15 protein-coding genes are annotated in these 18,765 nt (G+C 57.6%); 8 read left to right on the top strand and 7 right to left on the bottom strand.

Annotated features, from left to right (window positions below):
* Positions 1–115 precede the first annotated feature (115 nt).
* Positions 116–1,273, bottom strand: a complete 1,158-nt coding sequence (locus tag NKH22_RS12025; RefSeq protein ID WP_081727304.1) for an NAD(P)/FAD-dependent oxidoreductase — start codon at positions 1,271–1,273, stop codon at positions 116–118.
* Between the two features lie 227 nt (positions 1,274–1,500).
* Between NKH22_RS12025 and NKH22_RS12020 the strand changes: the two genes are divergently transcribed.
* Entirely contained in the window at positions 1,501–2,511 is a 1,011-nt protein-coding gene (locus tag NKH22_RS12020) for an ornithine cyclodeaminase family protein (protein ID WP_023683339.1), read from the top strand.
* Between the two features lie 4 nt (positions 2,512–2,515).
* Complete coding sequence (locus tag NKH22_RS12015) at positions 2,516–3,652, top strand: aminotransferase class V-fold PLP-dependent enzyme (protein WP_023683340.1); 1,137 nt, start codon at positions 2,516–2,518, stop codon at positions 3,650–3,652.
* Positions 3,653–3,691: 39 nt separating this feature from the next.
* Here NKH22_RS12015 and NKH22_RS12010 read toward each other — a convergent pair whose 3' ends face one another.
* Positions 3,692–4,147 carry a RidA family protein gene (locus NKH22_RS12010; RefSeq protein WP_245261772.1) on the bottom strand — a complete coding sequence of 152 codons (456 nt, stop codon included), beginning with the start codon at positions 4,145–4,147 and terminating at the stop codon, positions 3,692–3,694.
* A gap of 40 nt (positions 4,148–4,187) precedes the next feature.
* Positions 4,188–5,156 carry a LysR family transcriptional regulator gene (locus tag NKH22_RS12005; RefSeq protein WP_023683342.1) on the bottom strand — a complete coding sequence of 323 codons (969 nt, stop codon included), beginning with the start codon at positions 5,154–5,156 and terminating at the stop codon, positions 4,188–4,190.
* 684 nt (positions 5,157–5,840) lie between these two features.
* On the opposite strand from NKH22_RS12005, the gene NKH22_RS12000 reads away from it, so the two are divergent.
* Genes NKH22_RS12000 through NKH22_RS11980 form a run of 5 tightly spaced genes read left to right on the top strand, consistent with a single transcriptional unit; the run spans position 5,841 to position 11,246 of the window.
* On the top strand, positions 5,841–7,409 hold the full coding sequence (locus tag NKH22_RS12000; protein WP_352909615.1) for an ABC transporter substrate-binding protein: 1,569 nt from the start codon (positions 5,841–5,843) through the stop codon (positions 7,407–7,409).
* 21 nt (positions 7,410–7,430) lie between these two features.
* Positions 7,431–8,366, top strand: a complete 936-nt coding sequence (locus NKH22_RS11995; protein WP_023683344.1) for an ABC transporter permease — start codon at positions 7,431–7,433, stop codon at positions 8,364–8,366.
* Positions 8,363–9,283, top strand: coding sequence for an ABC transporter permease (locus NKH22_RS11990; protein WP_023683345.1), 921 nt, complete (start codon positions 8,363–8,365; stop codon positions 9,281–9,283). Before NKH22_RS11995 ends, NKH22_RS11990 begins: the two co-directional genes overlap by 4 nt.
* Complete coding sequence (locus tag NKH22_RS11985; protein ID WP_023683346.1) at positions 9,280–10,269, top strand: ABC transporter ATP-binding protein; 990 nt, start codon at positions 9,280–9,282, stop codon at positions 10,267–10,269. The genes NKH22_RS11990 and NKH22_RS11985 overlap by 4 nt, the downstream gene beginning before the upstream one ends.
* Positions 10,270–10,274: 5 nt before the next feature.
* On the top strand, positions 10,275–11,246 hold the full coding sequence (locus NKH22_RS11980) for an ABC transporter ATP-binding protein (protein ID WP_031198302.1): 972 nt from the start codon (positions 10,275–10,277) through the stop codon (positions 11,244–11,246).
* 156 nt (positions 11,247–11,402) lie between these two features.
* Here NKH22_RS11980 and NKH22_RS11975 read toward each other — a convergent pair whose 3' ends face one another.
* Both NKH22_RS11975 and NKH22_RS11970 read right to left on the bottom strand, forming a co-directional pair.
* Positions 11,403–12,602, bottom strand: coding sequence for a trans-sulfuration enzyme family protein (locus tag NKH22_RS11975; RefSeq protein ID WP_023683349.1), 1,200 nt, complete (start codon positions 12,600–12,602; stop codon positions 11,403–11,405).
* A 741-nt stretch (positions 12,603–13,343) separates the two neighbouring features.
* The gene (locus NKH22_RS11970) at positions 13,344–14,219 is read right to left on the bottom strand and encodes a LysR substrate-binding domain-containing protein (RefSeq protein WP_023686274.1); all 876 of its coding nucleotides are present in this window, start codon (positions 14,217–14,219) and stop codon (positions 13,344–13,346) included.
* A 416-nt stretch (positions 14,220–14,635) separates the two neighbouring features.
* Between NKH22_RS11970 and NKH22_RS11965 the strand changes: the two genes are divergently transcribed.
* The gene (locus NKH22_RS11965) at positions 14,636–16,036 is read left to right on the top strand and encodes a M20/M25/M40 family metallo-hydrolase (RefSeq protein ID WP_352909612.1); all 1,401 of its coding nucleotides are present in this window, start codon (positions 14,636–14,638) and stop codon (positions 16,034–16,036) included.
* Between the two features lie 1,340 nt (positions 16,037–17,376).
* Here NKH22_RS11965 and NKH22_RS11960 read toward each other — a convergent pair.
* Positions 17,377–17,760 (bottom strand): acyl-CoA thioesterase, encoded by a 384-nt coding sequence (locus tag NKH22_RS11960; RefSeq protein WP_081731284.1) that lies wholly within the window; start codon positions 17,758–17,760, stop codon positions 17,377–17,379.
* A 41-nt stretch (positions 17,761–17,801) separates the two neighbouring features.
* Positions 17,802–18,737 (bottom strand): 3,5-dioxohexanoate:acetyl-CoA acetone transferase, encoded by a 936-nt coding sequence (gene kce / locus NKH22_RS11955; RefSeq protein ID WP_023683354.1) that lies wholly within the window; start codon positions 18,735–18,737, stop codon positions 17,802–17,804.
* Between the last annotated feature and the right edge of the window lie 28 nt (positions 18,738–18,765).

Raw genomic sequence — 18,765 nt, 5'->3', positions numbered from 1 at the left:
CTTCCTTTTGATTGTCGCCCCTTTCCGAGGCTGCGCTCATTTGTTCGATTCGAATTCCGGACTGGTTGATCTCCTACGGCAGCGCCACACCTCGGTGCTTGACTTGCCTGAATGCTCAGTCGTGGCTGGGGCCGGCAACCGCGGATTTGGGTACGACGCTGCCAGGGGCTCCGCCGAAGAAGCGCGCTGGTCTGAACATGGCGAGTTCTTCGCGGATGTTCCCGTGAACAATCTCATCAGCCAGCAACCGCGCCATCTGCGGGGCGATCGTGACACCGCTATGTGTCACGCCAACATAATACCCATCGACTTGCGGCATCGGGCCGGCGCAGCTCAATCCGTCGCCGGGAATCGGGCGAACCGTCGTCCTGACGGCCTCGATGCTGACTGCCTCGAGCGCTGGAAGCAGCTCACGTGCAGCATTGAGGATGGTGGTCGCTTCGATGCCATCGGGCCGAAGCAGTTTCGGTTCGGAGAGCTGATCGTCGACTGATATTTTATGAAGCATCAGGCGGCCTGCGCCGTCGGGACGGACATCGAGATCGTCAGCGTGGAACTGCCGTCTCAAGGTCATCGCCACTGGCTGAGTGAACGCCAGAACGCCGATTGACGACTTCATTGGGATGCCGGGAATCTCGCCCAAGCTGTCTTTGGATGCCCCCCCTGCGCAATTCACCACAATGTCAGCTTCAAATCGTTCGCCGGCCGCCGTGCGCACGCCTGAAACGCGTCCAGACCGCGTCTCCAACGACTTGACTTGCGTGCCGGTGTACACCTGCGCGCCCCAGCGTTCGCACGCACTGCGCAACAGGCAAGCTGCGTACAGAACTGGATCGATCCAGCCCTCTTCGGGGTAATAGACGATAGGCGCCTCACCTATCGCCCGAACATCGAGGTCGGGCTCCATCGCGGCAACGCGATCCCGGGAGATGAAATCGACGCCATACCCCCATTCCTGTTCAAGCTTTACTCCCGCCAGCTGCTTTGCCTGTGCAGCCTCCGTGGTCCACCATTCGAAACTGCCTGTTTGGTTGAACCAGCCCGCGCCCTCGAACTCACGGGCGAGATCGATATAGGCGCGCATACCAGCGACATTGAGCGCATGGTATTCGCGAGGTCTTTTGCCGTTGGCATTGGTCCAAGCAAAACTTACCGCGGAAGCGCCAGAAGCAACTCTACCCTGCTCAAGGACAGAAACTTTCGCTCCCGCTTTCGCCAACTCGTATGCAACGGAGGTACCAATAACTCCTGATCCTATAACGATAGCACGCATATATTATTGCTCCGAGCGCTTTATCCCAGGAATGCTTTCGGCATCTCAGCATGCAGCCGAGTTCGTCTTGGAAGCGGCTGTCTCTGCTGGCGTATTCTGCTGAGAGCGACATGCATCGTCAACGATCCAGCAACGTGTGGTTTATGCTTTAAAGTTATGAACTTCGCGGATGAGTCCGGTAGTGCCGGTGATAGGCTGCACGAAAATTGCCCAGGGACGCATGCATCATGAGTGCCGATCATCAAGCACCAGCTTTTATGGTGCTCGACAAAAATGCCATTCGAGCTGCGCTCTCGATCGAACTGTCGCTCGAGATCGCAGAAGCAGCCCTACGCAAGACGTCGAACGGCGTTGCGAGCCAAGATGTCCGACGAACGCTGACGCTGCCTGGGTCGGAAGGAACTTGCCTATCCGTAATGTACGCGGCGCTCTCCGACCGTGACCTGTTCGGTGCGAAAGTCCTCTCTATCTTTCCTGACAACTTCGCCCTGGGGCTGCCTTCTCATCGAGGAGCTATCATCCTCTTTGATAAGGAAAATGGCAGTCCGGTTGCACTGGTCGATGGCGGGGAATTGACCGCCTGGCGCACAGCGGCAGCGAGTGCCGTCGCTACCAGAGCACTATCTCGCGCCGACTCCTCAATCCTTGCGATCTTTGGATATGGCGAACAGGCGCGACGCCACATAGAAACGATCTCGAAGGTGCGGCCTATCAAGCGGCTTCACATCTGGGGGCGAAATCCTGGGAAGGCGTCGCGTTTCGCCGAAGAACAGGCGAGCGCAGGCTTTCAGACATTGGTCTTCCCATCCGCAAGAGACGCCCTGGTAGAAGCGGACATTGTCTGCACCACAACCTCGGCGCAGGAGCCGGTACTGTTCGGCGAATGGCTGCCTCCGGGGATTCACATCAACGCCGTCGGCGCAAGCGTGTCTCAATGCCGCGAACTCGACCTGGAATGCGTGCGCAGATCGAGCATTTGGGTCGACTACATGCCAATGGCGCTCATCGCGGCCGGAGAGATGGTCGAAGCTTTCAAGCTCGGGGTTGCTAGCCGAGACGACATCCGCGGAGAAGTCGGCGCGATGTTGGAAGGCGCCATCCCCGGCCGCACTACCGATGCGGAGATCACTCTATACCGTTCTCTCGGCGTCCCGGCGCAGGATATCGAACTTGCGAATTTCGTTTACTGCGTTGCCCGCGAAAAGTCGCTTGGCACGCCCATTGATTTCGAGGTGTGATCGTATGCTGGACTGCCAACGTGATCTTTTCGATCTCCCAAGGTCGATCTCCTATCTCGACGCCGCATACATGTCTCCAATCCCGAAAATATCGCTGCAGGCTGGCATAGCCGGGACGGCGGTGAAAGCGTCGCCCTGGAAGATGTCCATCGGGTCGTACTACGACGAGGTCGAGGATGCACGGACACTGGCCGCTTCGATGATCAACGCGGATGCGGACGATATCGCAATCGTTGCTGCCACAAGCTACGGTACAGCAGTTGCCGCGGCCAACGTGCCTGTGGAGCCCGGCTCGACGATCATCCTCATGGAGAACGAACATCCGTCGCATCGGTATGTCTGGTACGAACTTGCGGAGAAAAAAGGTGCGTCGATCACAATCGCGAAACGGCCCGCCGACAATGACTGGACGTCTGCGATCATCTCGACGATCGGGTCGTCCAGCGTGCCGGTCGCTGTCGTCGCAGGTACGATGGTGCACTGGTTCGAGGGAATGTCGGTTGACCTGGAGGCAATCGCATCCGCCGCACGGGAGGTTGGCGCCTGTGTCGTCGTCGATGGAACCCAGTGGGTGGGAGCGCTGCCTTTCGATGTCAAGACGGTGCGTCCGGATTTTCTCGTTTTCGCGACCTACAAATTCCTTCTCGGGCCATATCGGCTCGCGTTTCTTTACGCGGACCGCCGATGGCATTCGACAGGCAAGCCTCTCGAACACCATTCGTGGAACCGTGTAGGCGGCGATAAATCGGACTTCTATGCGGTAGATGTGGCTGAGTTTCTACCAGGCGCCCGGCGATTTGACATGGGCGAACGCTCCGATTTCGCGGTACTGCCAGTTGCGACCGCTTCTCTTCGCCTCTTGAGTGAGTGGAGCGTCCCAACCGTGTTTTCCCGGCTTGATTACCTCAACCAATTGATCTGGGACGAAGCTGCGAAGCTCGATCTAACGGTGTCTGACAACCGCTTTCGAGCCCCGCATATTGCAATCGTCGATCTTGGCGACAGGCCGATAGAGGGACTTTCCGAACACCTCAAGAGCCAGGGAATTTTTGCGACCGTGCGTGGAAAGAAACTACGGATCTCTCCTCACGTCTATAACGACGAAGAGGATGTGAAGCGCCTCTTCGCAGCTATTGCATGAATTGCGGGGCCGCAAGACCCCTCCCCTTCGCTGACACGGTCAGACGGCGGCAGTGAATTGGATTTCCACATGGATGTCCGGGAGCGCGAAGGTCGCGCCCACGGTAGCGCGTGCGGGAGGAACCGTGCCTTCGAGCCATGTGATCCATGCCCTGTTCATCTCATCAAACTCGTTGATGTCGCGCATCCAAATTTGCGCTGACAGAATTTTCGATTTGTCCGACTGAGCCTTGCCAAGAAGCGCGTCAGCCTTCCGCAGCACCTGTAGAGTCTGCCCGAAAGCATCGGCACTTCTGTCATCGGCTGTCAGGCCCGAGAGATATGCCACCCCCTGATGGATAACCACACGGCTCAATTTTTCGTTTGTTTCTAGCCTTTGGATGTCTGACATCAATTTGGTTTCCATTGCTGTTGCATCGGCGGCCAGAGCTTGCTGAACTAGCTTTTTGCTGCCGCCAGATGCGGCGACAGTCGCTTCGGGATCAAAATCGGTCAATTGAGTTGGGGCCGCACGCATCGGGCGAAAAGTTATGAACTCAGCGCACGAGGTTCAGGATGCCTTCCTCTACCCCGTTCATATAGCTGCGCGTGCCCTGGATGAGATGTTCGGTGAACGCATCGGCTGCCGTGGATGCGATCACGCCCCATGGTCGATAGACACTGAGATTGAGATCGAGATGAGGCCGGAAATCCCTGATCTCGATCGGTAGGTCGCGCGCCGTCCAGGCGGACAAGCGATCAACGACGGTTACGCCCATGCCGCACGCCACAAGACTGATGCAGGTACTTGAAAGGCTCGACTCCACTTTGAGTGAACGGTTCACCCCACGCTCCACGCACAAGGCGTCGAGTTGCCGCCGCATTGGATCTGATGATCCCATCGAAATGAAGTTGATGCCGTCGAGATCGTCCGCCTGAATGACCTGCAATTGTGAGAGCTTGTGGCCGGCAGGCATCACGCAAACCGGCGGAGTTGCCGTCAAGGCGCGGCGAACGATTGATGGGTTTTCTTCCGATGAGGTAACGCCGATTCCGATGTCCAACTGGTTACGGCTCGCCCGCTGGATAACGGTTATCGAGCTCCGGATCTCCAGCGAGATCGAGACTGATGGATGAAGTTGGGAAAAGCTGGTGATCAGCGACGGAAGTAACGTGAGTCCAAAAGCTGGTAATGCACATACGTTCAGCCGGCCGCTGCGTAGTTCACGGATATCTCTAGCCGCACGCGAAATACCTCGTGCCGACTCAAAAACCCGTTGCACTTCAGCGTGCAGCATATGCGCCTCCGGCGTCGGAATGAGACGTTGCCGGGTCTTCCTGAAAAGCTGGAAGCCGGCCTTCTCCGCAAGGTGCTGCAGCATCTTGCTAACGGCCGGTTGCGTGATGTCCAGAGCGTCCGCTGCCTTCGTCGTTGTTCCGTGCAGCATAACCGAGGCGAACACCTCGATTTCGCGGGGAGTGAATTCCTCGTGTTTCCCTGGATCAGTGGCACTTCGATTGCCCATCCAGAACCACCCTTGTTATCAAAAACCAGATACTTGACGCTATGGCCAGGCGAGTGTCTCTACTAATAACTTTGGGGAATAATCTCATGCAAGCAGTTCATAGATAATGAGATCATTGCCAGCCGTTCGTATCTTTGGCCCTTTTTGCAGGCGAACATGAGGGTGCGTTGTGGCCGCGCTGCCTCAAGGATGCGCCCGCAAGCCTTGCGATCCTGATCGGCGATCACACAAAATCGGAGAAAACCTCACGGGCGCTTGGGGCGATGCCTCGCCATTTCGCCTGCCCGTTACCTCGGAGAGCGGGCGGAGGGAGGCCAATCATCCCTGCGGTATGGGAGATTCTGCCAGGGTCAACGCAATCTCATTGCCCCGACTTTATGAACGTCGATGATCCCATCCTATAACCCTCGAGAATAGCTCGTGCTGATAAAAATATTAGACGGCATGATCTGCGCCATGTCACCTTCCTTAAAATTACATGTGACAGCTGGAGTGGATACCGGCCGTGCCGAATTGGAAAGAGGTTCTGCCCTTGGTTCGGACGGCGTTTGCGGAAACGATCGCGGCAACACCACTTCGGCGACTCACCAAAATAATCCGGCAAGAGGAAAGATCGGAACCGCGCGGAGGCAGCCCGTCCGGCTCGCGAGGTAAAATGGGGAAAAGGGCGATGGAGAAAGCTCAATGACACTTACGCGTCGCAACATTCTAACGTCTTTCGCCACTGCACCACTCCTGTTGGGGTTGGACGGCCTGATCAGGTCTGCCATGGCCGACAACCACACGGGAACCTTGCGTGTCGCGGTGGCCAAAGCGTCCACCAATCTGGACGCGCGTGACTATGTCGCCCAGTTCCAACTGCAAGATCTCATTTACGAGCCATTGATCAGATATGGGGAAAGGGGTGCTCCGGTACCCTGCCTCGCAGAATCCTGGAGCCTTTCCGACAACGACACTCGATTGACGCTGAATTTGCGGAAGAATGTAAGCTTTACCGACGGGCATCCCTTCGACGCGGATTCGGCTATCTGGAACCTGAAACTCTGGATGGGTGTTGCGGACAATTCCTGGATCAACGCCTCCAAGTTTTTCTCGGGTGTCCAGAAGATCGACGAGCACACGATCGAGATCAAGTTTACGCAGCCCGTATCGGGGCTCATGTATGAACTCAGCTATGTTCGGCCCGTACGTTTCCTGTCTCCCATTTCCGTCAACGAGGACGGAACCCTCAAGGCACCGGTTGGAACTGGGCCGTGGATTGTTCAAGCAAATTCGACCTCCGGCAGTTCTTTCATCCGCAATGATAAATATTGGGGAGATAAGCCATCTTTTTCCGGGATCGAGATTACCGTTATGCCGGATTCTCGTTCCCGTGTTGATGCCATGCGTTCTGATGAACTGGACATTGTCGGCGGAGCCGCTGCGCTGACATCGCAGGAGGCGGACACCTTGCGGCGGGCGGGAATCAACGTCATCACCGCGCAGGGCTCGATGACGATGGTGCTTTCCTTCAATACTCAAAGGAACCCCGCCCTTGCGGAGAAGGCCGTACGACAGGCGATTGATGTTGGCTACGACCGGACTGCCGTATCGGCTGTGCTCTTCAATGGCGACGCCGCTCCGGCTGGTGATCTTCTCGGGCCCACCGTGCCCTTGTCTGGCACGAGGCATGACGCACCCGTTCGCGACGTCGAGCAAGCGAAGCAACTGCTCGAGAACGCCGGTTGGACGGGCGCGCCGTACCGCTCGAAGAGTGGCAAGAACTTGTCCCTGGAGCTTCTAGTTTCAGACGATTTTATCGCCGGCTCCAAGGTGTTTGGCGAAATTCTTCAGCAGCAGCTTGGTGAAATAGGCATAAACGTCACGGTGCATTCCGTCGACCATGCCTCCCGCCATTCCGAGATTCCTAAGCGCGAATATGACATCGCAATCTTTCAGACCTATGGCGCTCCCTATGATCCATTCGGCTCGGTGACACTTCTGTTCCTATCCACGATAGAAAGCGGGTCCGACGGCAAGGTCGCGCTCGATCCAAGTCTGGATCCACTCATCGCAGCTGCCACTGAAGCGGTGGGAGTTGAAGCTCAGTTGGCCGCATTGCAGGTCTTCTACGACAAGCTTCGTGAAGATGTCCTATATTCACCAGTCCTCTACCCGCCGACATATTGGGCAGCTTCGAGTCGGGTCGAAGGCTTCAACGTCCCTCCCACCGATACAGAATTCCCCTATCGAGGTATGGTGTTGAAGTCTTAGTTTCGGGGAGGTGGCTTGTTCATGTTTATTTATCTGAGGCGCCGATTGCGAAACTCAGCACTGCTGCTGCTGATGGCGTCAGTATTGTGTTTCGGGCTCGTCGTGGCTGCCCCGGGAAATGTCGCGCAGCTCATCGCCGAGCTGCGCTTTCCGGGCGCATCCAAGGCTATGGTAGACCAGGTCGCGCAGGAGCTCGGGCTGAACGATCCTGTTCCTGTTCGCTATTGGCACTGGTTGCAAGGCGTCGCTCAAGGTGACTTCGGCATTGCCTATATAACAGGCGAAGATGTCGGCAACGCCATCAGAGACAGGGTTCCGACCACGATGAAACTCATTCTCGGGGGGAGCATCGTGACGATAGTCTTGTCGGCAGCGATGGGACTGATCGGTGCGGCTTGGCCAGGACGTTTCCCCGACCACATAGTGCGGCTCATGGCTCTGCTAGGCGCGTCGACACCAGTGTTTTTCGGAGGCGCAGTTCTGATCCTGATTTTCGCCGTCAATTTGCGATGGTTGCCTTCGTTTGGCGACAGCTCCATTTTGAGTTGGGTACTCCCATCAATCGCGATGGCGGCGCCTTCCGCTGCTGTGCTTTCTCGTGTGCTCCGGATCGGCATTTCCGAAGCGATGACACGGCCTTATGCCCTGACGGCGCGCGCGAAGGGGTTCTCGGTCCTGCATATCATGCTCCGCGATGCCTTACCCAATGCAGTTCCCGCATATGTCAGCGCGCTGGGCAACATGATCGGCTCGATGACTATCGGAGCGATCATCGTCGAACCGCTTTTCGCCCTTCACGGCATAGGCGAGCTCTTTGTATCAGGCGTTCGCACCAGAGATTTCATGGTCATGCAGGCCTGTCTCCTGGCGTTTGTACTGTATGTCTCGCTGGTGAACCTGATAGCCGACTTGCTGATGATTGCGGCGGACCCTAAGCTGCGGAGGCAGGTGGCATGAAGCGCTTTTGGCATTCCGTTGGAGAGGCGTTCAGCAACTTTCCAAAGTCCGCGCTGATTGGGGTAGGTCTGTTTCTCTTTCTAGGAGCATTCGGTCCGTGGCTGGTCCCCCACGACCCCAACCTACAGGATCTTACTGCTCGCTTCGCCGGTCCCTCAGCCGATCATTGGCTCGGGACGGACCATATCGGCCGCGATGTCTTCTCGCGCTTGATTGTATCGGCTCGAACAACAGTCGTCGCAATGACCATTGTCGTGACTTTCAAGCTCCTTATCGGAGTCACGCTGGGTACTTTCGCCGGCTTCGTCAAAGGGCGGACCGAAGAGATCCTGATGCGCTTCGTGGAACTCTTCATGGCGCTTCCGTCGCTCATCATAGCTCTCGCAATCATCGGCATGCTCGGAACGGGCTACTGGAACATGGTGCTGGCGCTGATCCTGGCGTTCTGGGCAGGTTCCACTCGCGTCGCCCGCGGCGTGGCGATCGGGATATTGAACCGGCCGCATATCGAAGCACTCCGGGTTCTTGGGGCCAGCCCGCTGCGAATCTATTTCCGTCATCTGCTTCCATCAACGCTAGGAATGGTGCTGGTCTATGTTTCAGCGGATGCAGGAGGGATTGCACTATCAATTGCGACTCTTTCGTTTCTCGGACTGGGCATACAACCGCCCACTCCGGAGTGGGGGCAGATGCTCGTTGATGCGTTGCCGTACCTCGATCTCAATCCGTGGATGGTATTGCTTCCCGGCTTTGCGATCACAGGAGTCGTCGTCAGCTTCAACTTGCTTGGCGAAGCGATTGCACTGAACCGTGTGCCGCGCGACTTGCGACGTTCGGTTTTGCGGCGCGGCCGGCTTGTCGCTGCCTCATGGGAACGAGCACCAATCGAAGATCCGAAAAAGCGGATTGCGACATGAGCACAGATAAAGTTCTGGAGGTAAGAGACCTCAGTGTCGATCTCTTCACCAAGAATGGTGCACTTAGGCCTGTTGACCGGGTCAGCTACAGCGTGCGCAGGGGAGAGACGCTAGCCATTGTCGGCGAGAGCGGCTCCGGCAAGACTGTGATGAACTTCGCGCCACTCGACCTTATGCCAGTTGGGCTGGCGGTCCAGATCAGCGGTTCATTCAACATCGCCGGTACTAATATTGCAGCCTTGCCGCCTTCCAGCCTGCGCCATGTTCGTGGGAAATCGGTTGGAGTGATTTTCCAAGATCCGATGAGCGCCCTGAATCCGGTCAGGCGGGTGGGCCGACAGATCGCGGAGGTGGCGCAAAAGCAGCTAGGCTTGACCACCCGGCAAGCTGAGAAGCGCGCTGAGGAATTGCTCTCCCTGGTAGGAATGTCGGACCCAGTCCAGCGCATGAGACAATATCCTCATGAACTGTCGGGGGGTCTACGACAGCGCGTCATGATTGCGATTGCGGTTGCGAGCGAGCCGCCTCTGCTAATCGCGGACGAGCCGACAACGGCGCTGGACGTGACGATCCAGGCGCAAATACTCAAGCTCCTGCAAAGCCTTCAGAAAAGATTGAACATGGGTATCGTGCTGATCACGCACGATATGGGCGTCGTTGCCGCCATCGCGCATCAGGTCGCCGTGATGTATGCGGGACGTATTGTGGAGTACGGCCCCGTAGCGGACGTACTAGTGTCACCCTCCCATCCTTATACCTGTGGTTTGGTCGACGCGATTCCAAGAGAGGAAGATCCTTCCGGGTCACCCTTCAGGGGAATTGCCGGGCTTCCGCCGAGCATGGGAGCGCCTCTGGAGGCATGCGCATTCGCCGAGCGGTGCGCATTTACCCAGCCGGTTTGTCTCAACGGCCGGCCCCAACTGCACTCCATTCCGCAATCATCTGTTTCGATGGCGTGCACTGTAAAATACGAGCAACTGAGGTAGGGACAGTGAAAAGCATCCTCGAGGTAAAGGACCTGACCACCCGCTATAAAAGCGGGGAACGGGACAAATGGATCACCGCTGTCGATAACGTTTCAGTTCACCTAAATGCCGGCGAGATCGTTGGACTTGTCGGCGAATCCGGGTGCGGCAAATCCTCTCTCGGACGAACCATAGTTGGTCTCGAGAATCATCAGCATGGCAGCGTAGTGCTGGACGGCACCGATCTTTCAACCCTCCGGGGGCGCGCGCTACGAGATCGGCGACGTACAATCCAGTACATCTTTCAAGATCCCTATGCCAGCCTCTCCGAACGTCAGACCGTCGGTGAGACCCTGGCCGAGGCACTTGTCATTGCCGGCAAGGTTTCGGCCAAGCAAATCGACACCAAGGTCGGCAAGTTGCTCGATCAGGTTGGGTTACCCTCCCAAATGAATAGCCGGTTTCCTCGCGAACTGTCGGGTGGACAAAGGCAGCGGGTCGCAATCGCCAGGGCCTTGGCGGTCGAACCGAAGGTGTTGATATGCGATGAGCCTGTGTCCGCTCTTGACCTGTCAATCCGGGCTCAAGTCATGAATCTTTTCTTGGAGCTGCAGCGTGATCTGGGGGTGGCGATGCTTTTCATTGCTCACGACCTAGCGCTGGTTCGACAGGCCGTGACGCGGCTCTATGTGATGTATCTCGGGAAAATCGTCGAGGAGGGTACGAGCGAGGAGGTCTATCGGACACCTCAGCACCCTTACACCCGGGCTCTGTTAGCTTCGGTTCTGCAATCGGATCCTCGTGTTGCCGCTGAACGGGGACTTGTCACGCTGGCGGGCGAAATCCCCAGCCCGATCAATCCTCCCTCCGGTTGCCGGTTCCACTCGCGATGTCCGATTGCGCAGAGCATTTGTTCGCAGACCCCTCCTGAGATGAAGAGTGGTGGCCGCGGACGTCAGTTCGCGTGTCATTTCGGCACCGATTTGAAGGCGGCGTGACCGACAGGAACTGTGCGCTTCCAGAATGGATCGCAAATGGGGAGCGGCCTGCTGGCTCCGGTCTCGCCTCGATCGCGTTGTCATGCCTGCGGAGAAAGTCCGGGCGCACCAGCTTTCTCCCCTCTCTCCATGAGTCACGTCGACGACCGGAAACAACTAGCCGTGGACGGCGCTGCGCGGTTCATTTCTCTCGCCGTCGATCAACACCGCGAAGAAGCGCTGCAAATCTTCCTCAAGATCGTCAGGGTGTTCAAGCCCGACATTCAAGCGAAAGAGATAGTCCGGACCCGTCCAAGGCCGAACCGTTCGCAGTGCCTTCACGGTTGATGGCGCGATCAGGCTCTTGGTTCCTCCCCAAGAAGCGCCAATGGAAATTATCTGTAAGGCGTCCAATGCAGCGAATGCTTGGCCCGCATACTGTTCCTTCAGTATGAACGTGAAGACACCGCAGGAGCCGCTGAAATCTCGCTTCCAGATTTCGTGGCCAGGGCTGCCAGGCAGCGCAGGGTGGATCACCGTTTCCACGCATGGATGTTCGGCTAGCCAAGCCGCGATGCGAAGGCCGGATGTGTCGGATCTTGCGAGGCGTATTGCCAAGGTCTCCAGTCCGCGAGCCAGAAGCACACAGTCGTCAGGCGACGTGCCGATGCCCAGTCTTCCAAGAGAGGCTTTGATTTTCAGGCCCAAGGCGTCGTCCCTTGTGGTGATCGAGCCCAAGACCAGGTCGGAGTGACCGGAGAAATGTTTGCTGAGAGCTTCCGCAACAATATCCACGCCATGGCGGATCGGCCTGAAATTGAGGGGAGAAGCCCATGTGTTATCGCACCCGACGAGTGCGCCTTTGGCGTGAGCTATCAGGACAATCGCCGGAATGTCTTGCATCTCCAGCGTTATTGACCCTGGAGACTCTGTCCAGACGAGGCGCGTGCGCGCATCAATCAGGGAATCCAGTGCGCGCAAGTCGACGGGATCGTAGAAGACGGCCTCAATGCCAAGCGACGCCAACTCATGGGTGGCAAAATCGCGCACGGGGCCATACACGGTGTCGGGTATGAGTACTTTCTCGTGTGCGGCAACAAGGGCCAGCATGGAACAAGCGACAGCAGCTTGACCGGAAGGCACCAGCAGTGTGCGGGCGCCCTCTTCCAGTTCGGTGATCTTCTTCTCCAAGTACCGATGAGTGGGCGTTCCATAGAGCCCGTAAACATATCCATCAGCACTGCGCTCGAACCGGGCGGCGAAGGACGCGGCATCCGGATACCGGATTGTCGAGGCGCGATGTATCGGAACGGTCAGGCTGTCATAGCCTTCCAGGCTCACCGCGAACCTCGCCACCGATCTTGTGTCATCATGCATTCGATCCCGTCTCCGTTAATGACGCCATTGTTGACATGCGGGGATGTATCCCGTCCAATAGCAACAAATGGCGCTGCTATTCTCTTAGGTTATGGGCCTACGGAGTTCTCTGGAGCGCGGGTCGGCTTCAAGTCCGCCATTCGGCGCTTTGCCGTCGCAACAAGAGCATGCGATGCATGCGAGTGCTGCACTTAGCAGAAGGCATCATTTCGAGACCTGTTCGCAACAGCTTGAGAGACGCAATTCGAGGTCATCCAGAAGACCTTGCGTGCGGCCCGAGCCAATTGTGAGCTACGATGGGGCACCGTTGGTGTGCCTTCCATTGTCGAGCGCCGAGCCCGTGTAGGAGGTCGTGATCGCGCATCCCGGTGAGGCGACGCTTTCTCAGCCGCCGGCCACCCAATAACCTGACGGAATAGGAGGCCTAAATCTTACCATTGGACGAACCTGTGCGTCCTTCCCATGATGCAGTCGATGGACGAGTGGTGGGAATACTTTCAAGCTTGAGCAGCCGATACTCGCAACGGCACGCCGCTTCTCTTCATCAACTAGTTGGATGCATCTCAGCCGGGAAGCGTGTTGGTGAAAGGTGGGTTGCAGGGTTTCGTGGAGCGGGATGTGAGCCGTGGAAGTGTGATGGAGGGAACTCTTCACGTAAAGGACTGGTCATCGGAGCAGGCAAGAGCCGATGCAGATCCACTCATCCGGAAGCAACCTGACGCACGAGTGTGTTCGACCATTTCAGATCGCGGCTCGCAAATCCTCGAGGAACTCCGCAATAATACGAGAGGGGAGACGATTGGGCGGCCTGATCAAGAGGGTTCGAAAGTAAAGTGCGGGCTCGAACGGCCGCAAGGTCAGCCCGCGGCCCTCATACGGCTGTGCGGTCAAAGGATCGACAAGGCCGACGCCGACACCAGCAGCCACCATCGCACAGATCGTTGTCGAATAGGGCGTTTCCATCACAGTTCGCACCGCGACGCCGGCTTCCTTGAGAACGTGCTCGGCGTCGCGTCGGGTCGTGTCTTCCGGGGCGAGAGCGATAAATGGACAGCCGGCAAGATCGATTGGGCGGATGATGTCCAAGGACTCGAGTGGATGTCCCTTGGGCACCGCCACGGCTACTGGAAACTGCGCAAACTCGCTCACCTCAACACCCGTGCGATCGATCTCGTCAGCGACAATCCCGAGGTCGAACTGGCCGGAAGCGACGAGGTCGCGCACATTAGAGGACATGCGCGTCTGGAAGGTGACGGCGATGTTCGGATTTCGATCCATAAAGGCGCGAAGGGCGCGCGGAAGAACATTGGTCGAGAGCGCCGAAAGACAAGCGATCCTGAGTTCGCCGGAGCCGTAGTCTCGAATGCGGGCGGCCGCCCCCCTGAGATGGCTGAGGCCAACAAAAGCCTGTTCGACCTCGCGGAAGAAAAGCTGTCCCTCGGGAGTAGGGTGGAGTCTACCCTTGATCCGCTGGAAGAGATCGAAACCAAGCGAGCGTTCCAGCTCTTGGATCATCTTGCTGACCGCTGGCTGGGACACATGCAAAACGTCAGCCGCGCGGGCCGTGGTACCGTTGGTCATCACTACCCGGAAGACCTCAACCTGCCGAAAATTCATCGATGCCGCCACTTCAATTCAATAACTCACGCGAATAGATGTGCGGAAAATTCGCGTCCTTTTCGATCGAAATCCGTACAGCGTTCACAGTGGTTTGGAAAGGCGCTCTCATCCAATTCGTTGTTACACCCCAAGGGCCAACCGAGGACTTTGCATCTCTTGGTGTTGGAGTGCATCCAGCGCCTGTCCATCGACGGCTTCCGAAGCGCGACGTCATGGCCAGGGGCCCGACGCAACATTGCGCCTGAGTATCGGCCTGGAGGACGAAGGCGAGCTCTGGGGCGATATCGAGCGCCTCCTGACAACAAGCATGGGATCAACGGGAACGAAAAGCGCGAGCGAAGGATCTCTCAAGGTCGTCCGCTGCGTCTGACGGCGTCCGCGATAAAAATTTTTGCGCACTTAAGGTGATCAACATGCCGGATGTGGAAAATGTGCTCCGTGACATTGACGACAATTTTGAGGTTTCAGTCCGCAAACTTCTGGAGTTAATCTCTATCCCGTCGGTTTCGAACGAGATTTCGGGCGAACCAGAAATTCGTCGCGCGGCTCACTGGCTCAAGTCGGAGTTGTCAGCGATCGGGCTTTCCGCGGAGATCATCCAGACCAACGGTCACCCGGTTGTCCTCGCCAGTTCTCCCGCAGGCTCCATGATCGAGCGCCCACGTTTGCTGTTTTACGGACACTACGATGTGCAGCCGGTCGGCGACTTGAAACAATGGACGCATTCGCCGTTTGAGCCGCGCGTGATCGAGGAAGAAGATGGCGCTCATCGCTTTTACGGCCGAGGTGCATCGGACAGCAAAAGCCAGCTCTGGACGTTCATCGAGGCTCTCCGTGCATGGAAAAGTATCGAGTGCAGTTTTCCAGCCGACATCATCGTGATGCTGGAAGGGGAAGAGGAGTCGGGTTCGGCAAGTTTGCCTGCCTTCATCGAAGCGCATCGGCATGATCTTCAATGCGACGTCGCGTTCATCTGCGATGCAGAGATGTGGTCGCCCACCCAGCCAGCCATCACGACACGACTCAAGGGGCTGGTCCACGAGCGAGTGACCATCTTGGCGCCCAATCCCGATCTTCATTCAGGCCACTACGGTGCCGTGGCCGCGAACCCCATCCGCATACTGAGCAACATTCTGACAGACATTCATGACAAAGCTGGGCGAGTGCGCATTGAGGGGTTTTACGACGGAGTTCGCGAGATTCCGGATAATCTGCGTCGGCGATGGCGGGGGCTCGAACAAGACGCAGGCCGGTTTGAAGAGGTCAACCTGAGCGGCGGCATAACGGAAGAAGGATATACCACGCTGGAAGCAATGTGGGCACGCCCCACCGTCGACATGAACGGCATCACGGGAGGCAATCAAGGACCGGGCGGACGGTCAGTCTTGCCTGGAAGTGCAACAGCACGTCTCAGCTTCCGGCTCGTCGATGCACAGGAACCGGGGAAGATCCGTGCCGGGTTCAGGGCCTACGTTGAATCGAAGCTTCCGAAGGGTTGCACTGTGGAATTTGAGGGTGATGACGGCAGTCCGGCGGTAGTCCTTTCGCACGACAGCCCTTTCGTAGCTGCCGCTGCGCACGGACTGGAACGCGAGTGGGAAACACCTGCCATTCTGAGAGGGATAGGTGGTGCGATACCCTTAGTCCACCAACTAAGCGAGGTTCTTGGCGTTGAGTGCGTCGTCATCGGCTTCATCTTGCCCGGTGACTTCATCCATGCGCCAGACGAACACTACGATACGCGACGTCTACGAAAGGGCGTTCGCAGCTGGGTTAGGATCTTTGAAGAAATCCAACTGCGGATCGCAGGATAGACGCCGTGAGAGGTTCATAAGTAAAAAACCGCAGCTTTCGAAAGGCGGCGCTGACCCGATCGTTGCCGTCGGTCGGCAGCGGGAGGCATCCACACCAATCGCTGCCGGCCGGTCGGCACAATTAGCAACCTTCGGCAGTCGTTTTCATCTGCCCAGGGGCGGCGGACTTGGCGCTTGTGTCATCCTGCTGACCAGGAGCCGCCTGCTTCGCACTGCCACTCTGCTGGCCAGGCGCACAGTCCTTCGCAGAGTTCGAGTTTGTCGACTTCGTTGTGGTCGAATCCGTGTTGCTATCTGTCGTCGGCATCGTTGTGGTTGTAGTGGAGGAACCACTCGACGTCGTCCCTGTTGTCCCTGTCGTCCCGGCTAAAGCAAGCCCGGTGGAAAGAGCCATCATGGTAGTAGCAAAAAGAAGCCGTTTCATCGTTCATCTCCAAATGACAAAGCAATGTCCCTTCCGTTCGATAACAAGGGTGCCAAGGATCGGTTCCGTGCGCTAATGGATTCTAGCGCAAAGTGGTGGGCTTTTCGGTCGGGTTTGCCCCTGCCCCCTGGCCTCGCGATGTGCTGTTTCGGCAGGGCTTGGGGTCAGGCTTCGGAATAACCATCGGCAGCCGCTTGCGCACCGGTGCGATGCGGATAATGCTGGGTATGGCTGGGCTGGAGCGGAACTCTTTCCAGCCTGGCCCGGCTGCTTTCCCCCTCAGGCGGCAGCGTCTCTGCGGCGGGAGGGCATGCCCATTTGACCGTTTCCGCCCCCTACAGACGCACGGCGGCCTGCGGTGTTTCGGCCAGACAAGGGCTGCGTGTTGACCTGGATCGTGCCCGGCGTATCAATATTGTTTCGAGGCCGACTGCTTGGCGACGCGATATGGATTGGGTTGTGGGAACCCTGCGATTTCTCGAAAGTACCGGCATAGGGTATCCTGGGGACGATAGGGAGCGGCCAAATCGTCGGCAGAAGAACGTCCGAAAGGGCTATCGGCAGCTCCGTCGTGGGAACGAAAAAAGTAGAGAAGCAGAACTTTCGTGTGCGATTTTTGCACACGCCTTCCGACAACCATCTGATAGACGTATCTGCCCCGTCCATCATTGCGACGAGTCTTGTTTTTCAACGTCGTGACACTCGATACCGAATTGCCGTCACGCTGGCTGACGATAGCAAAAGAGCGCCCTTGCGAATGTCCCGCTACCAATTCAACCCCGCTATCGTACGCAACGGCCCGATTGTGTCGGCCGCCCAATGCGGTGTCTGTGCAATTGCGGCTATATTTTGCCCTTCCTATGGCGAGTAGAAGCCTTCCGCGACCTACCGCATCTCGCTCAAGACATTCTCGCCGTCACCCATGCGCATCGGCTTCACCCCTCGGGAGATTTGCGCTCGCTTGTCGGGCCTTGCCTTCGATCTCGATCTTGCTCCGCGCTTGAAGATCGAAGCGCACCGTTACGGTGCGCATGCGTGCATGCAGCACATCGTCCAGCGTGCCGCGCATTTCATGCAGATAGGTCAGCGACGACTTCCCAAGCTTTTCTATAACGGTGCGAACGGTGACCAGAGTTCCCACCTCGGTTTCGTGCACGTAGTCGATCTCCATCCTCACATCCGCCCAGCCGAGCGTCGGCGTCAAACGGGGATCGGCGATCCTGCCGAGCAGCTGGAAACTGGCGTCGTCGAACATAGCGACGTAGTGACGGACGTTGAGATGGCCCATCGCGTCACACATCCAAGGATGGACGACGCCGACATAAGTTTCAATCGGGGGCGTCAAAACCCGACCTCGTTTCCGCCCTTGAGATCCAGCAACTGGCGGGCTTCGTCGGGGGTTGCGATTTCAAGCGACAGTTCGCCAAGGATGCGCTTGATCTTGGCGACCTGCTCGGCATTGCTCTTGGCAAGCGCGCCCTTGCCGATATAGAGACTGTCTTCCAGCCCGACACGCACATTGCCACCCATGATCGCACCCATCGTGCAGAGGTTCATCTGGTGCTTGCCGGCGGCAAGGATCGACCAGAGATAGTCGTCTCCGAACAGCCTGTCCGCCGTCCTGCGCATGTGCATCATGTCTTCGGCGTCGGCGCCGATTCCGCCCAGAAGCCCGAAGATCGTCTGGACGAAAAGCGGCGGCTTCAGCAGCTTGCGGTCGAGAAAGTGCGCCAGCGTGTAGAGGTGACTGACGTCATAGCACTCGAACTCGAACTTGGTGCCGTAGGCCTGGCCAACCTCGAGGATGATGCGCTCGATCTGCTCGAACGTGTTGGAGACGATGCCCTTCTTCGTGTCTTCCAGGTAGCCCTTCTCCCAGTCGTACTTCCAGTCGGTGTATTTCGGCGCGATGTGGTGCAGGGCGAAATTCATCGATCCCATGTTGAGCGAGCAGAGTTCGGGCTTGGCGGCATGGGCGGCTTCGAGACGTTCGTCGAGCGTCATCTTGAGGCCGCCGCCGGTGGAGATGTTCATCACTGCGTTGGTTTGCTGCTTGATGCGGGGCAGGAAGTCCATGAAAAGCCTGGGATCGGGGGTGGGTTTGCCCGTCTCGGGGTCGCGGGCATGTAGATGGATTACCGAGGCGCCAGCTTCGGCTGCGCCGACAGCGGCATCGACGATCTCGCTCGGCGTTATCGGCAAATAGGGACTCATGGTCGGCGTGTGGATCGATCCGGTGACCGCACAGGTGATGACGACTTTCGGCGATTTCTTCATAGCTGGAGCCTCCCTTGTCTGCCTTTTG

Source organism: Mesorhizobium sp. M1252 (assembly GCF_040318265.1).
Lineage (GTDB): Bacteria > Pseudomonadota > Alphaproteobacteria > Rhizobiales > Rhizobiaceae > Mesorhizobium.
The sequence above is the reverse complement of the archived record's forward strand: the minus strand, read 5'-3'. Positions and strand labels throughout refer to the sequence as shown.

Coding starts and splice junctions, on each gene's coding strand:
- NKH22_RS12005 (WP_023683342.1), bottom strand. CDS start 5,156: ATGGGCAATCGAAGTGCCACTGATCCAGGGAAACACGAGGAATTCACT.
- NKH22_RS11965 (WP_352909612.1), top strand. CDS start 14,636: ATGCCGGATGTGGAAAATGTGCTCCGTGACATTGACGACAATTTTGAG.
- NKH22_RS12025 (WP_081727304.1), bottom strand. CDS start 1,273: ATGCGTGCTATCGTTATAGGATCAGGAGTTATTGGTACCTCCGTTGCA.
- NKH22_RS11990 (WP_023683345.1), top strand. CDS start 8,363: ATGAAGCGCTTTTGGCATTCCGTTGGAGAGGCGTTCAGCAACTTTCCA.
- NKH22_RS12015 (WP_023683340.1), top strand. CDS start 2,516: ATGCTGGACTGCCAACGTGATCTTTTCGATCTCCCAAGGTCGATCTCC.
- kce (WP_023683354.1), bottom strand. CDS start 18,737: ATGAAGAAATCGCCGAAAGTCGTCATCACCTGTGCGGTCACCGGATCG.
- NKH22_RS11985 (WP_023683346.1), top strand. CDS start 9,280: ATGAGCACAGATAAAGTTCTGGAGGTAAGAGACCTCAGTGTCGATCTC.
- NKH22_RS11970 (WP_023686274.1), bottom strand. CDS start 14,219: ATGAATTTTCGGCAGGTTGAGGTCTTCCGGGTAGTGATGACCAACGGT.
- NKH22_RS12000 (WP_352909615.1), top strand. CDS start 5,841: ATGACACTTACGCGTCGCAACATTCTAACGTCTTTCGCCACTGCACCA.
- NKH22_RS12020 (WP_023683339.1), top strand. CDS start 1,501: ATGAGTGCCGATCATCAAGCACCAGCTTTTATGGTGCTCGACAAAAAT.
- NKH22_RS11995 (WP_023683344.1), top strand. CDS start 7,431: ATGTTTATTTATCTGAGGCGCCGATTGCGAAACTCAGCACTGCTGCTG.
- NKH22_RS11975 (WP_023683349.1), bottom strand. CDS start 12,602: ATGCATGATGACACAAGATCGGTGGCGAGGTTCGCGGTGAGCCTGGAA.
- NKH22_RS11960 (WP_081731284.1), bottom strand. CDS start 17,760: ATGTGTGACGCGATGGGCCATCTCAACGTCCGTCACTACGTCGCTATG.